Source organism: Enterobacter sp. HNDS-6, assembly GCF_039850505.1.
GTDB lineage: Bacteria > Pseudomonadota > Gammaproteobacteria > Enterobacterales > Enterobacteriaceae > Enterobacter > Enterobacter kobei.
Genome location: NZ_CP156673.1, coordinates 2,698,837 through 2,712,808 on the forward strand (window position 1 = coordinate 2,698,837; position 13,972 = coordinate 2,712,808).

13 protein-coding genes and 1 riboswitch are annotated in these 13,972 nt (G+C 56.3%); of the genes, 5 read left to right on the top strand and 8 right to left on the bottom strand.

Features of this window, described 5'->3' with window-relative positions; genetic code table 11:
- Positions 1–326: 326 nt before the first annotated feature.
- Both araC and ABFI50_RS12630 read left to right on the top strand, forming a co-directional pair.
- Positions 327–1,172 carry an arabinose operon transcriptional regulator AraC gene (araC, locus tag ABFI50_RS12625; RefSeq protein ID WP_014882516.1) on the top strand — a complete coding sequence of 282 codons (846 nt, stop codon included), beginning with the start codon at positions 327–329 and terminating at the stop codon, positions 1,170–1,172.
- Positions 1,173–1,300: 128 nt separating this feature from the next.
- The gene (locus ABFI50_RS12630) at positions 1,301–2,068 is read left to right on the top strand and encodes a DedA family protein (protein WP_014882517.1); all 768 of its coding nucleotides are present in this window, start codon (positions 1,301–1,303) and stop codon (positions 2,066–2,068) included.
- Positions 2,069–2,110: 42 nt separating this feature from the next.
- Here the strand turns inward: ABFI50_RS12630 and thiQ are convergent, their stop codons facing one another.
- From thiQ to sgrR, 4 genes are all read right to left on the bottom strand, one after another.
- Positions 2,111–2,812, bottom strand: a complete 702-nt coding sequence (thiQ, locus tag ABFI50_RS12635) for a thiamine ABC transporter ATP-binding protein ThiQ (protein WP_087529140.1) — start codon at positions 2,810–2,812, stop codon at positions 2,111–2,113.
- Positions 2,796–4,406, bottom strand: coding sequence for a thiamine/thiamine pyrophosphate ABC transporter permease ThiP (gene thiP / locus ABFI50_RS12640; protein WP_059373552.1), 1,611 nt, complete (start codon positions 4,404–4,406; stop codon positions 2,796–2,798). Before thiP ends, thiQ begins: the two co-directional genes overlap by 17 nt.
- On the bottom strand, positions 4,382–5,365 hold the full coding sequence (gene thiB / locus ABFI50_RS12645; protein ID WP_047344030.1) for a thiamine ABC transporter substrate binding subunit: 984 nt from the start codon (positions 5,363–5,365) through the stop codon (positions 4,382–4,384). Before thiB ends, thiP begins: the two co-directional genes overlap by 25 nt.
- Positions 5,366–5,396: 31 nt before the next feature.
- A riboswitch (TPP riboswitch) is annotated at positions 5,397–5,497 on the bottom strand.
- Between the two features lie 36 nt (positions 5,498–5,533).
- Entirely contained in the window at positions 5,534–7,189 is a 1,656-nt protein-coding gene (gene sgrR / locus ABFI50_RS12650) for an HTH-type transcriptional regulator SgrR (RefSeq protein ID WP_347484180.1), read from the bottom strand.
- An 88-nt stretch (positions 7,190–7,277) separates the two neighbouring features.
- Here sgrR and sgrT point away from each other — a divergent pair, with 88 nt between their 5' ends.
- From sgrT to ABFI50_RS12665, 3 genes are all read left to right on the top strand, one after another.
- The gene (sgrT, locus tag ABFI50_RS12655) at positions 7,278–7,430 is read left to right on the top strand and encodes a glucose uptake inhibitor SgrT (RefSeq protein ID WP_014882529.1); all 153 of its coding nucleotides are present in this window, start codon (positions 7,278–7,280) and stop codon (positions 7,428–7,430) included.
- A gap of 120 nt (positions 7,431–7,550) precedes the next feature.
- Positions 7,551–8,729 (top strand): sugar efflux transporter, encoded by a 1,179-nt coding sequence (locus ABFI50_RS12660; RefSeq protein WP_045134566.1) that lies wholly within the window; start codon positions 7,551–7,553, stop codon positions 8,727–8,729.
- 217 nt (positions 8,730–8,946) lie between these two features.
- The gene (locus tag ABFI50_RS12665; RefSeq protein WP_010427008.1) at positions 8,947–9,099 is read left to right on the top strand and encodes a Hok/Gef family protein; all 153 of its coding nucleotides are present in this window, start codon (positions 8,947–8,949) and stop codon (positions 9,097–9,099) included.
- A 92-nt stretch (positions 9,100–9,191) separates the two neighbouring features.
- Here the strand turns inward: ABFI50_RS12665 and leuD are convergent, their stop codons facing one another.
- From leuD to leuA, 4 genes are read right to left on the bottom strand one after another with little or no spacing between them, the layout of a single operon-like run.
- The gene (gene leuD / locus ABFI50_RS12670; RefSeq protein ID WP_014882531.1) at positions 9,192–9,797 is read right to left on the bottom strand and encodes a 3-isopropylmalate dehydratase small subunit; all 606 of its coding nucleotides are present in this window, start codon (positions 9,795–9,797) and stop codon (positions 9,192–9,194) included.
- A 10-nt stretch (positions 9,798–9,807) separates the two neighbouring features.
- Entirely contained in the window at positions 9,808–11,208 is a 1,401-nt protein-coding gene (gene leuC / locus ABFI50_RS12675) for a 3-isopropylmalate dehydratase large subunit (protein ID WP_347484183.1), read from the bottom strand.
- Positions 11,209–11,210: 2 nt separating this feature from the next.
- Positions 11,211–12,302, bottom strand: a complete 1,092-nt coding sequence (gene leuB, locus ABFI50_RS12680) for a 3-isopropylmalate dehydrogenase (RefSeq protein ID WP_014882533.1) — start codon at positions 12,300–12,302, stop codon at positions 11,211–11,213.
- Complete coding sequence (leuA, locus tag ABFI50_RS12685; protein WP_014882534.1) at positions 12,302–13,873, bottom strand: 2-isopropylmalate synthase; 1,572 nt, start codon at positions 13,871–13,873, stop codon at positions 12,302–12,304. Before leuA ends, leuB begins: the two co-directional genes overlap by 1 nt.
- Positions 13,874–13,972 lie beyond the last annotated feature (99 nt).

Here is a 13,972-nt window from a genome sequence, read left to right on the forward strand (position 1 = left end):
ATCCGAAAAACAGGTATGGAAGAACATTAGAGACTGGGGACAAAAATCGTCAGGCAGGATCCGCTAATCTTATGGATTAAATTGCTGTTACAGCGGAAAGTGTGACGCCGTGCAAATATTCAATGTGGACATTTCTGCCGCACTTATAGACACTTTTGTTACTGCTTATCTGCCTCCTCTGGCGGAGAAATCAGGGGGAAAGGCTGAGACATGGCGGACGTAAAAGAGGCGTGATGCTTTCTGGATCTTTTCGCAGACCATTTTTGACCTGCTTTTAGTGATATGGACAATTGGTTTCCTTCAGGACCGTTGGGAGAACTGAATCTATGGCCGAAACGCAAAACGATCCCTTGTTGCCGGGATACTCGTTTAACGCGCACCTTGTGGCAGGGCTGACCCCTATCGAGGCTGAGGGATATCTCGATTTTTACGTCGACCGACCGCTCGGGATGAAAGGGTATATCCTCAATCTGACCGTACGCGGAGAGGGGATCATCAAGAATGGCGACCAGCAGTTCGTCTGCCGCCCCGGCGATATCCTGCTGTTCCCGCCGGGGGAGATCCACCACTACGGCCGTCATCCGGATGCCAAAGAGTGGTATCACCAGTGGGTCTATTTCCGTCCGCGCGCCTACTGGCAGGAGTGGCTTACCTGGCCTGCTATTTTTGCGCACACCGGTTTTTATCGCCCGGATGAAGTGCATCTGGCGCAGTTCCGTGAGCTGTTCGCGCAGATTATTGACGCGGGGCAGGCTGGTGGTCGCTACGCTGAACTGCTGGCGATAAACCTGCTTGAACAACTGCTGCTGCGACGGATGGAGGCCATTAACGAGTCGCTTAATCCTCCGCTGGATAACCGCGTGCGCGACGCCTGCCAGTACATCAGCGACCATCTCGCCGACAGCCAGTTCGATATTGCCAGCGTCGCCCAGCATGTGTGTCTGTCGCCGTCACGGCTGTCACATCTGTTTCGCCAGCAGCTTGGCGTCAGCGTCCTGAGCTGGCGTGAGGATCAGCGTATCAGCCAGGCGAAACTGTTGCTCAGCACCACCCGGATGCCGATTGCCACCGTGGGGCGTAACGTTGGCTTTGAAGATCAGCTCTATTTTTCTCGCGTCTTTAAAAAATGCACCGGTGCCAGCCCGAGTGAATTCCGCGCGGGATGTGAATAAACGGTAAAAAAAGATAAACAAACAGGTGAACGCAGAAAGCTACCTGTAAACTATTCAGACAATTGTTGCCTTGACGCAGTGCGGGGCGCTAAGCAGAATCGCTGATTCGTTTTCTGACCGGAATAGTTATGCAGGCATTGCTGGAACACTTTATTACCCAGTCCGTTATGTATTCGCTCATCGCCGTGGCGCTGGTGGCCTTTCTGGAGTCGCTGGCGCTCGTGGGGTTAATCCTGCCCGGCACCGTGATGATGGCGGGTCTTGGCGCGCTGATTGGCAGCGGTGAGGTCAATTTCTGGCAGGCGTGGCTGGCCGGGATAATCGGCTGCCTGCTGGGCGACTGGATATCCTTCTGGCTGGGCTGGCGCTTTAAGAAGCCGCTGCACCGCTGGTCGTTCATGAAAAAGAACAAAGCGCTGCTGGATAAAACCGAGCATGCGCTGCATCAGCACAGCATGTTTACTATTCTCGTCGGCCGCTTTGTTGGACCCACGCGTCCTCTGGTGCCGATGGTTGCCGGAATGCTGGATCTGCCCGTTGCAAAGTTTGTGGTGCCGAACATCATCGGCTGCGTCTTCTGGCCGCCGTTCTACTTCCTGCCGGGGATCCTGGCCGGTGCGGCCATCGATATTCCTGACGGCATGCAAAGCGGTGAGTTTAAGTGGCTGTTGCTGGCAACGGCGGTGCTGCTGTGGCTGGCTGCGTGGCTGTGCTGGCGGTTATGGCGCAGCGCGAAAGCCAGTGTCGATCGCCTGACACGCTATCTTCCGCGCACTCGTCTTTTGTGGCTGGCCCCCCTGATGCTGGGCGTTGCGGTGGTGGCGCTCGTCGCACTGATTCGCCATCCTCTGATGCCGGTGTACGGTGAAATCCTGTTGAAGGTGGTGAGCCGTTAATGTGTTTCCCTCTCCCTGTGGGGGAGGGCCAGAGTGAGGGCATCAGACTGCGCTGATGCCCAGCAGCGACGACGCGGTAGCGTTACCCTTCAGAAGTTCTTCTGTCATCCCATCCCACACAATTCGTCCTTCGGCAATGACCACCGATCTGGGGGCAATCCGTGCGGCATCTTCGATGCTGTGCGAAACCATCAGCATCGTCAGCTGCTGGCGCTGACAGACGTCCTGCACAAGCGTCAGCATCTCCTGGCGCAGCGCCGGGTCGAGCGCAGAGAACGGTTCGTCCAGCAGCAGTATCGGCTGTTCACGGACCAGACAACGGGCAAGCGCCACGCGCTGACGCTGGCCGCCGGAAAGCTCGCCGGGTAGCCTGTCGAGAAATTCCGCGATCCCCATCTGGGCGGCAATGACCTCTAGCTTCTGGCGCTGGGGGGCGTTCAGCTTGAGTCCCGGATGCATCCCCAGCGCGATGTTTTGCCGCACCGTCAGGTGGGTAAACAGGTTGTTTTCCTGAAACAGCATGGAGACAGGACGTTTTGCAGGCGGCGTATGGGTATGGTCCCGATTTTCAATGACTATCGATCCGCTTGCCGGCTGCAGAAACCCCGCAACCAAATTGAGCAGCGTGCTTTTTCCCGCACCGCTTGGGCCAAGCACCGCAATAATCTCTCCCTGACGCACGGAGAGCGTGAAGCGCATCGGCAGATGCTGGTAAAGCCAGGTTACATCAGTCAGTTTTAACATCACGCCCCGGAAGTTTTTCGATAACGGTGAAGAGTCCAAAGCACAGCAGAAGCAGCAGCAGCGCCGTGACGGCCCCGTCCTGGCTGCGGTAGGAGCCAATCTGCTGATAAAGCCAGAACGGCAGCGTGCGGAAATCGTCATTGCCGAAAAGGGCCACCACGCCAAAATCCCCGATGGAGAGTACGCAGGCGAAGGCCAGTGCCTGGGCGAGCGGTCGTTTCAGGGCGCGAAGTTCCACCACCTTTAACCGCCGCCAGCCGGTTATCCCAAGGGACTGACACAGGACGCTGTAGCGGCTGTTGACATCCCGCATAGGATTTTCCAGTACTTTCAGCGCGTAGGGGATGGCCATTAAGGCATTGGTAAAAATGACGATGCCGTCAGCACTTTCCGGCAGGCCGACGGTGGTGTTAAACAGCAGGAAGAAACCGGTCGCCAGCACAATGCCCGGCATCGCCAGGATCAGCATGCCCGTTAGCTCCAGCGCTTGTCCGGCTTTACGGGCATGACGCGCGTAGAGCTCGCGGCTGCTCCAGAGCAACATCATGGTCAGGATCACGCATAGCGCTCCGGCTGCCAGCGCAATGCGTACCGAGGTCCACGTCGCTTGCCACAGCACGGGCTGTTGCAGTACTGACACCACATTCCTGTTCAGGCCATCAACGATAACGGCCAGCAGCGGTGGCAACAGAAGCAGGAGTGCCAGCACGATCAGGATAAAATCGGAGACGCGGCTGTGCAGGCTATCCTGCGGATCGCGCCAGCCCGAGAGGCTATTGCTGCCCGGGGGAATCGCTTTGCTCAGGCGCTGGCTCAGCAGCACCAGCACCAGACAGCACGCCATCTGCACGATCGCCAGAAGCGCGGCGCGGCCCGGATCGTAGTCGTAACTTAAGGCCTGATAAATCGCCAGCTCAATGGTGGTCGCCTGTGGCCCGCCGCCGAGAGAAAGCACGGTGGCGAAGCTGGCGAAGCAGAGCATAAAGATCAGCGCGGCAACCGGGGCAATCTGACGTCTTAACCAAGGCCATTCGACAAAGCGGAAAAACGACCATCCACGCATGCCAAGCTGAGCGGCAATCTGGCGTTGTTCGCCGGGAATATTCTCCAGTGCCTGCAAAAAGAGGCGCGTTGCCATCGGCATATTGAAAAACACGTGCGCCAGCAGAATGCCCTGCAGGCCGTATGGCGAGAAGGTCCATTCCAGACCAAACCGGGCAAACAGCAACGCCAGCCAGCCCTGTCGACCGTAAACACTCAGGATACCAAATACCGCGACCAGCACGGGCAGGATCAGCGTCATTGCGCACAGGCGCAGCAGGACTACTCTTCCGGGGAAATGCCGACGATACAGAGCCCGCGCAAGAAAAATAGCCGGGAGCGCTGACAGCAGGGCAGAAAGAAACGCCTGCCAGAAGGAGAAACGAATGACGTGCCAGAGATAGCTATCGCGCCAGAGCGCGAGCAGATCGCTCTCCGGCGCGTTAAACCACAACGCAAGGAATGCTCCCAGACTGACTACCACCATCAGCATGGCGGCGAGCAGTCCGGGAAGTAACCAGCCAGGAATTAACGGCTGACGGCGCGTTGCCATTCACTTACCCATGCTGCTCGCTGCGCGGCCACCTGCTGCGGCGTAAACTCCAGCGACGTTTGTGGTTTGGTTAACTGGTCGAAACCGGCCGGCAGTGCAACGTGGGTGACGGGATACATCCAGTTGCCCGCAGGAATGGCATTCTGGAACGCCGGAGAAACCATAAATTTCAGGAACTTCTCGGCGAGTTCCGGCTGTTTGCTGGCAGCGGTACGCGCGGCAACCTCCACCTGCAGATAATGCCCTTCGGCAAAATTCGCGGCGGCGTAGTTGTCTTTCTTCTCGGCGATAATGTGGTAAGCCGGCGAGGTGGTGTAGCTGAGCACCAGATCGCTTTCGCCTTTCAGGAACAAACCATACGCTTCACTCCAGCCTTTGGTCACAGTGACGGTTTTGGCGGCCAGCTTCTGCCACGCTTGCGGCGCGTTCTCCCCGTAGACCTTCTGCATCCACAGCAGCAGTCCCAGGCCTGGCGTGCTGGTACGCGGATCTTCATAAATCACGCGCCATTTCTGGTCGCTCTCCACCAGCTCCTTCAGGCTCTTCGGCGGATTTTTCAGCTTGTTTTTGTCATAGACGAAAGCAAAGTAGCCGTAGTCGAACGGCACAAAGGTGTCGTTGTTCCAGCCGCCCGGCACGTTGACGGCCTCTGCCGCTACGCCGCTTTTGGCAAACAGTTTGGTTTGCGTGGCGGCTTCCAGCAGGTTGTTATCCAGCCCGAGCACCACGTCGGCTTTGCTGTTTTTCCCTTCCATACGCAGACGGTTAAGCAGCGACACGCCATCTTCCAGCGCCACGAATTTCAGCTCGCAATTACAGTCAGCTTCAAAGGCTTTTTTGACTACCGGGCCAGGGCCCCAGTCGGCAGAGAACGAGTCGTAGGTATAGACCGTCAGGACGGGCTTCGCGAACGCAGGCAGCGCAAACAGCGCCAGCAGAGGAAGAACTTTTTTTAACACTTTGCACCTCAGGGTTGAGTGGCAAAGGATTTTGAGAGACAGCCTCAAATCCCTTCGCCGGCGTTATCCGGATCAGGTTCGACGGGTATTATCTCAGCGCACATCTGTGATGCAGCACCCCGTTGAGAACGGCGCTATTGTAATGATTTGGTGAATATTACGAAAGCGTTATGGCTCCGGCGGCGCAAACCAGGCTGATTTGAAATCAAACCAGCCCAGGGTGTTCATCCGCAGACCGCGCATACTGCGTTGACCCTGGATCATCAGCCAGTGGTGTATCAGAGGTACAATCGCCTGTTCAGCCAGCAATTGCTGGCACCACACGGCAAGATTCATGTCGCCAGCGCGCCACTGGGCAGCGTCCTGCTGCCAGTCACGGTTGATACAGTGCTGGATCAGCGGGATCTCATACAGATGAGAAAAGAGCGAGAAATCGAGCGGCAGGGTGAAGTTGGCGCTGTTTAGCCAGATATCACTGACGATCTCCCCCCGGTGCCATTCGTCATAGTCCACTTCTCTGATCTCCAGCGTCACGCCTTCGGCTGCCAGCAGCCTGGCCATGATCCCGGCGATAAAACGATGCTCCACGTGCTCGCGGTAGTAGGTCAGGGTGATGGACTCCAGCCCGGCAGGTCTGTCGCAGTGCGCCGGGCGGGCGTGGTGCCAGCGCGGAAGCAGGCCGTACGCCGGGAACCAGTATGTCTGGTACTGCTCTTCCGCATGGTAGATCAGATTGGAGGGGGACAGCACGTGGCTGACCCACTGACGAACGGCTTGGTTTGCCCCGCGGTGGGTGCGGCTATCAAACAGCAGGTAGTAGCATCCCTCCTCCAGACGACTCTCCACCGCTTTTTCTCCCGTGGTGGGGCCTTCCAGCGTCAGCCCGCAGCTGAGATCTTCATTAAGATCCGGTAATACCCAGACGTTCACTTCGTCGATCAGTGCCCGATAGCCAAAGTAGTCATCAAACGCGCGAATTTTCAGCTGGTTGTTGTTATTGCGGGACACGGAGTAGGGGCCGGTGCCAATCGGCAGGCTGGCGAAATTGTTCAGCGACTCCCACTCGGCGGGCAAAATCATCGACGGCACATAGCCCAGCAGCCAGGGAAGCCATTTGTCCTGCTGCGACAGCTCAATATCCAGCGTCCATGCCGTCGGGGAATGAACGCGGGAAATGTGTGAATAAAGCGGTAGCTTGCGGGCACGTTCCAGAGAGGCGATGACGTCGCGCATGTCCAGTTCGCGACCGTGGTGAAAGTGGATGCCGGGGCGTAAGAAGAAGCGCCAGTGGCACGGGGAAAGTTGCTGCCAGTGATGCGCGATATCCGCTTCCAGTTCCCCATTTTCCTCATTTATCCGCGTCAGGCCGCTGAAAATCTGCCGGGCCATGTGGGTTTCAGAACGCCGTAACACCGTGCCGGGTAACAGATTTTTCATCGGACGGTAGTAGAGCACCCGCAGAATGTGGCGGCCCTGACGAAAGCTACGTCCAAGATGTGAGACCAGCATCTGGCGCACGGCGGCTTTGTCGCCCACCAGCTGCACCAGCTGGTCGATGCGATCCTGCTCCAGCAGATCCTCCGCGCGCTGCTGCTGCAACGCCAGACCGGTATAGAGAAAGGTCAAACGTGAGCGCTTCCCGCGTCCTGCCTCCGCTTCCCAGCTTAACCAGCCCTGCTGCTGCATGGTGTTAAGCAGCGTGCGCATATGACGGCGCGAACAATTGAGCAGGTCAGCCAGCTCGTTGAGAGTGGTCTCCTGCGATTGCCCCTCGCAGCACTGCCAGAGGCGGATAAATTGTTGTTGCAGACGACCAGAAGGCATAAAAGGGGAACTCCTGACAAAAAACCAGCAATTTATTTATCCCTATATTAGGCCAATAATTCTCCCCGATGAAGTGAGGAGGTAAATTATGAAGAGGTCTACCGCACGTCAGTTTTATCAGCAGTACTTTTCAGCGACAAAAGGAGCGTCCTGGCTGGCCCGCCGGTGTGCAGAGCAGCGGCTGAAAATGTTAGAAGAACTGATGCAGTGGGACGTTACGAAACCGACCTCTTCCCGCTAACTCGCCTCGATCATGTGTGACTGAGTATTGGTGTTTATCACCCGCCAGCAAAATGTTTTTGCTGGCTTTTTTCGTTTATTCTTTCACCCAATTTCGATTCGCTTTCACAAGGACTTGCGTATGCTGTGGTTGATGACGATGGGGCGCCGCCTGAATGGCGTATATGCCGCTTTTATGCTGGTAGCCTTTATGATGGGCGTGGCGGGGGCGTTGCAGGCGCCGACGTTGAGCCTGTTCCTCAGCCGCGAGGTGGGGGCGCAGCCGTTTTGGGTCGGCCTGTTTTACACCGTTAACGCCATTGCCGGGATCCTGGTCAGCCTCGCGCTGGCGAAACGATCGGACAGCCAGGGCGATCGCCGCAAGCTGATCCTCTTTTGCTGCGCCATGGCCGTGGGCAACGCGCTACTCTTTGCGTTCAATCGCCATTACCTGACGCTCATTACCTGCGGCGTCCTGCTGGCGTCGCTGGCGAATACCGCCATGCCGCAGCTTTTCGCCCTGGCCCGAGAATACGCGGATAACTCCGCGCGGGAAGTGGTGATGTTCAGCTCGGTGATGCGTGCTCAGCTTTCACTGGCATGGGTCATCGGCCCGCCGCTGGCCTTCATGCTGGCATTGAACTACGGTTTTACCGCCATGTTCTCTATCGCCGCGGCGATTTTTGCCATCAGCCTGGCGCTGATTGCCTTCGTATTACCGTCTGTGGCGCGCGTCGAACAGACGACGGATAAGCCGATTACGCAAGTGAGCGGCTGGCAGGACAAAAACGTCCGTATGTTGTTTATCGCCTCCACGCTGATGTGGACCTGCAATACCATGTACATCATTGATATGCCACTGTGGATCAGCAGCGATCTCGGTCTGCCGGACAAGCTCGCCGGGATCTTAATGGGAACGGCTGCCGGGCTGGAGATTCCGGCGATGATTCTTGCAGGATATTACGTAAAGCGCTTCGGTAAACGCAAAATGATGGTGGTTGCGGTTGCCGCCGGGGTGTTGTTCTATCTTGGGCTGATCTTCTTCCATTCGCGCGAAGCACTGCTGGCGCTGCAGCTGTTCAATGCCATATTCATCGGGATCGTGGCCGGGATCGGCATGCTCTGGTTCCAGGACTTAATGCCGGGACGCGCTGGCTCGGCGACCACGCTTTTCACCAACAGCATTTCGACAGGCGTCATTCTGGCGGGGGTGATTCAGGGAGCGCTGGCGCAGAGCTACGGACATGCCTCGGTTTACTGGATGATTGCCGCGATTTCGGTCATCACGCTTGGGCTGACATGCCGGGTTAAGGATGTTTGATTTTGGAAGGCGGCTTCACGAAATGAAACGACTTTCTGACAGATGAAGAGAAGGCGCATAGATTGCGTGGCGGGTGCTTGAGGCTGTTTGCCTCAGGCTTTCGCAAAAGGCAAACAGTGGAGAGTCCCACATCAATAAAACTGATGGGGAGACCAACTTCACAACACACATTGCGAGGTTAGTCTCTTCATTGCCGAAAAGCAATAAGGAGGCTGGAATGCCAAAACGTACTCTGCTGTTAGGTTTGTTTCTGATCTGTACGACGCTGTTGATCTTCACCTGGATGGTGCGTGATTCGCTATGTGAATTGCATTTCAGACAGGAGAAAACAGAGCTGGCAGCAGTGTTGGCTTACGAAGCAAAACGTTAGCGGTATTGGCGGGGAAGGTTTCCCCGCCTCTCCAGAGTGGTTGAGCCTCAACGCACCCTTATCAATGGCCCGCTTTTCGCGGGCCATTGCCTTTAGCCCATAAACGCAGGCTGTTTTTTCTCGTACGCTGAGATGGCGTCTTCATGCTGGAGCGTCAGACCAATGCTGTCCAGACCGTTCAGCATGCAGTGACGGCGGAATGCATCAATGCTGAAGCTGTAGGTCTTCTCACCCGCTTTAACCACTTCCGCTTCCAAATCCACTTCAAACGCCATGCCCGGATTCGCCTTAACCAGCGCAAACAGCTCATCAACCTGTTCGTCACTCAGCGTCACCGGCAGCAGCTGATTGTTGAAGCTGTTACCGTAGAAGATATCCGCGAAGCTCGGGGCGATAACCACCTTAAAGCCGTAATCGGTGAGCGCCCAGGGAGCATGTTCACGCGAAGAACCGCAGCCAAAGTTTTCCCGCGCCAGCAGAATGGACGCGCCAGTGTATTCCGGGAAGTTCAGAACGAATTCTGGATTAGGCACTTCGCCTTTGTCATCCAGGAAACGCCAGTCGTTGAACAGGTGTGCACCAAAACCGGTGCGGGTCACTTTCTGCAAAAACTGCTTAGGAATGATGGCGTCAGTATCGACGTTAGCGGCATCCAGGGGGACAACCCGGCCTGTGTGTTGGGTAAATTTCTCTGCCATGATTGTCTCCTTATTTCAGGCTGCGAATGTCGGCGAAATGGCCGGTAACGGCTGCAGCGGCGGCCATTGCCGGGCTGACCAGATGGGTACGCCCACCGCGGCCCTGACGGCCTTCAAAGTTACGGTTGCTGGTGGAAGCACAACGTTCGCCTGGATTCAGACGGTCGTTGTTCATAGCCAGACACATGGAGCATCCCGGCAAACGCCACTCAAAACCTGCTTCGATAAAGATCTTATCCAGCCCTTCCGCTTCTGCCTGAACCTTCACCGGACCGGAACCGGGAACCACCAGCGCCTGCACGCCCGGCGCAACTTTGCGGCCTTTAGCAATCTCTGCAGCAGCACGTAAATCTTCGATACGGGAGTTGGTACAGGATCCAATGAAGACTTTATCAATGGTCACGTCGGTCAACGGCACACCGGGCTTCAGTCCCATATAGGCCAGCGCTTTCTCCGCACTGGCACGCTCGACCGGATCGGCAAAGGAGGCCGGGTCAGGAATGCTGTCGTTAACGGAAATCACCTGACCCGGGTTGGTGCCCCAGGTCACCTGAGGCGCAATCTCTTCTGCCTGCAGCGTGACAACGGTGTCAAAGGTTGCCCCGTCGTCGGTTTTCAGGGTTTTCCAGTACGCGACCGCATCGTCAAAATCCTGGCCTTTTGGCGCGTGCAGACGACCTTTCACATAGTTGAAGGTCGTTTCGTCTGGTGCCACCAGGCCTGCTTTGGCGCCCATCTCAATGGCCATGTTGCACAGGGTCATACGACCTTCCATGCTCAGCGCCTGAATAGCGTCGCCGCAAAATTCCACTACGTGACCGGTACCGCCTGCGCTGCCGGTTTTGCCGATGATAGCCAGCACGATGTCTTTCGCCGTGATCCCCGGTGCGGCTTTACCTTTCACTTCAATCTTCATGGTTTTGGCGCGGCCCTGTTTCAGGGTCTGCGTCGCCAGAACGTGTTCCACTTCAGACGTACCGATACCAAACGCCAGCGCGCCAAACGCGCCGTGCGTTGCGGTATGAGAGTCACCGCAGACGATGGTCATGCCCGGCAGGGTAATCCCTTGCTCCGGCCCCATCACGTGGACGATGCCCTGATAAGGGTGGTTCAGATCGTACAACTCCACGCCAAATTCGTTGCAGTTCTTAATCAGTTCCTGCATCTGGATACGAGCCATCTCACCCGACGCATTGATGTCTTTGGTCTGAGTGGAAACGTTATGATCCATCGTCGCGAAGGTTTTTCCCGGCTGACGCACGGGACGCTTGTGCGCACGCAGGCCGTCAAATGCCTGCGGGGAGGTCACTTCGTGTACCAGATGACGGTCGATATACAGCAGTGGGGTTTCGTTTGGTGCTTCGTAGACAACGTGTGCATCAAACAACTTTTCATATAAGGTTTTGGCCATGATTACACCCCTTCAGCGACATAGCGGGCAATGATGTCGCCCATTTCATCAGTACTGACTGCTGCCGTGCCGCGTGCTAAATCACCGGTACGGACGCCTTCTTCTAACGCCCGGTTAATGGCGTTTTCAATTGCGGTTGCTGCATCACCTGCATCAAGGCTGTAGCGCAGCAGCAGAGCCAGGGAGAGGATCTGTGCAATCGGGTTGGCGATGTTTTTGCCTGCGATATCCGGTGCGGAGCCCCCGGCAGGTTCGTACAGCCCGAAGCCTTCTTCATTCAGGCTGGCGGATGGCAACATCCCCATGGAGCCGGTGATCATCGCGCACTCGTCAGACAGGATATCGCCGAACAGGTTAGAGCAGAGCAGCACGTCAAACTGGGAGGGATCCTTAATCAGCTGCATGGTCGCGTTATCAATGTACATATGCGACAGCTCAACGTCCGGATACTGCTTCGCGACTTCGCTGACGATCTCACGCCACAAAATGGACGACTGCAGCACGTTCGCTTTATCAATGGAGGTCACTTTATGACGGCGTTTACGCGCCGACTCAAAGGCGATATGGGCAATACGTTCAATTTCGAAACGGTGATATACCTCGGTATCGAATGCTTTTTCATGCTGGCCGCTGCCTTCGCGGCCCTTTGGCTGACCGAAGTAAATTCCGCCGGTCAGCTCGCGTACGCAGAGAATGTCGAAACCGTTGGCCGCGATATCCGCGCGCAGCGGGCAGAATTCTTCCAGCCCCTGGTAGAGCTTCGCCGGACGCAGATTGCTGAACAACTTAAAGTGTTTACGCAGCGGCAGCAGCGCGCCGCGCTCTGGCTGCTCAGCCGGCGGCAGGTGTTCCCATTTTGGGCCACCGACGGAGCCAAACAGCACGGCGTCGGCATTTTCGCAGCCTTCAACGGTGGCTTTTGGCAGCGGCGTACCGTGGTTATCAATGGCAATACCGCCCACGTCGTAATGGCTGGTGGTGATTTTCATCGCAAAACGCGAGCGAACGGCTTCCAGTACTTTCAGCGCCTGTGCCATCACTTCCGGGCCAATACCGTCACCCGGCAACACAGCAATATGGTAATTCTTCGACATTACACGGTTTCCTTGTTGTTCTCTTTATTCTGAGCTTTGCGTTGCAACTCTTTTTCGACTTCAGCGGCGCGCCAGATGTTGTTCAGGACATGCACCATTGCTTTCGCGGAGGATTCGACAATATCCGTCGCCAGACCCACTCCGTGGAAACGGCGACCGTTGTAATTGACGACGATATCCACCTGGCCTAAAGCGTCTTTACCATGCCCTTTCGCCGTCAGGTCATATTTCACCAGCTCAACGTCGTATTCGGTGACGCGGTTGATTGCCTGATAGATGGCGTCGACAGGGCCGTTACCGTTTGCCGCTTCGGCTTTAATCTCGTCACCACAGGCCAGTTTGACCGAGGCGGTGGCGATGTCGCTGGAGCCGGACTGCACGTTGAAGTAATCCAGACGGAAGTGCTCTGGCTCTTCCTGCTGTTTGTTAATAAAAGCCAGCGCTTCCAGGTCATAGTCGAACACCTGACCTTTTTTGTCGGCCAGCTTCAGGAATGCGTCGTACAGCTGATCCATGTTGTAATCGCTGTCCTGATAACCCATCTCTTCCATACGGTGTTTCACCGCAGCGCGGCCGGAACGGGAGGTCAGGTTCAACTGCACCTGGTTCAGACCGATAGATTCCGGGGTCATGATTTCGTAGTTTTCGCGGTTTTTCAGTACGCCGTCCTGGTGGATACCAGAGGAATGCGCGAACGCACCCGTGCCGACAATCGCTTTGTTGGCCGGAATCGGCATGTTGCAAATCTGGCTGACGGTCTGGCTGGTGCGCCAGATTTCGTTGTGATTGATGCGGGTGTGCACGTTCATGATGTCTTTGCGCACTTTGATCGCCATGATCACTTCTTCCAGCGAACAGTTGCCCGCGCGTTCACCGATACCGTTCATCGCGCCTTCTACCTGGCGCGCACCGGCGTGGACAGCGGCGATGGCATTGCCCACCGCCAGCCCTAAATCATCGTGGGTGTGGACGGAGATAATTGCTTTATCAATATTCGGTACGCGGTCATACAGGCCGGTGATGATGTTAGAGAACTCAAACGGCATGGTGTAGCCGACGGTGTCCGGGATGTTGATGGTTTTCGCGCCCGCGTTGATGGCGGCTTCCACAACGCGCGCCAGGTCTTCGATTGGCGTACGGCCCGCGTCTTCGCAAGAGAATTCAACGTCATCGGTATAGTTACGTGCGCGCTTAACCATATACACCGCGCGTTCAATCACCTCATCCAGCGTGCTGCGCAATTTGGTTGCGATATGCATTGGCGAGGTAGCAATGAAGGTGTGAATACGGAAGGCTTCGGCCACTTTCAGCGACTCGGCCGCAACGTCGATGTCTTTCTCTACACAGCGTGCCAGGCCACAGACGCGGCTATTTTTAATGGTGCGCGCAATGGTCTGTACAGATTCGAAATCACCCGGAGAAGAGACCGGGAACCCCACCTCCATGACGTCGACGCCCATTCGCTCGAGAGCCAGCGCAATCTGCAGCTTCTCTTTTACACTCAGGCTTGCCTGTAATGCCTGTTCACCGTCACGTAAAGTAGTATCGAAAATAATGACTTGCTGGCTCATGGGTTAGGTCCTTGTCAGTCTTAGGGCGCCTTGCTACGAGCATAAAAAAACCCGCGCAGTGGCGCGGGTTTTTAGTCTTACTGGTGACGATTCAACGCT

Coding starts and splice junctions, on each gene's coding strand:
- sgrT (WP_014882529.1), top strand. CDS start 7,278: ATGAAGAGGTCTACCGCACGTCAGTTTTATCAGCAGTACTTTTCAGCG.
- leuA (WP_014882534.1), bottom strand. CDS start 13,873: ATGAGCCAGCAAGTCATTATTTTCGATACTACTTTACGTGACGGTGAA.
- thiQ (WP_087529140.1), bottom strand. CDS start 2,812: ATGTTAAAACTGACTGATGTAACCTGGCTTTACCAGCATCTGCCGATG.
- sgrR (WP_347484180.1), bottom strand. CDS start 7,189: ATGCCTTCTGGTCGTCTGCAACAACAATTTATCCGCCTCTGGCAGTGC.
- ABFI50_RS12660 (WP_045134566.1), top strand. CDS start 7,551: ATGCTGTGGTTGATGACGATGGGGCGCCGCCTGAATGGCGTATATGCC.
- leuD (WP_014882531.1), bottom strand. CDS start 9,797: ATGGCAGAGAAATTTACCCAACACACAGGCCGGGTTGTCCCCCTGGAT.
- leuC (WP_347484183.1), bottom strand. CDS start 11,208: ATGGCCAAAACCTTATATGAAAAGTTGTTTGATGCACACGTTGTCTAC.
- leuB (WP_014882533.1), bottom strand. CDS start 12,302: ATGTCGAAGAATTACCATATTGCTGTGTTGCCGGGTGACGGTATTGGC.
- thiP (WP_059373552.1), bottom strand. CDS start 4,406: ATGGCAACGCGCCGTCAGCCGTTAATTCCTGGCTGGTTACTTCCCGGA.
- ABFI50_RS12665 (WP_010427008.1), top strand. CDS start 8,947: ATGCCAAAACGTACTCTGCTGTTAGGTTTGTTTCTGATCTGTACGACG.
- araC (WP_014882516.1), top strand. CDS start 327: ATGGCCGAAACGCAAAACGATCCCTTGTTGCCGGGATACTCGTTTAAC.
- ABFI50_RS12630 (WP_014882517.1), top strand. CDS start 1,301: ATGCAGGCATTGCTGGAACACTTTATTACCCAGTCCGTTATGTATTCG.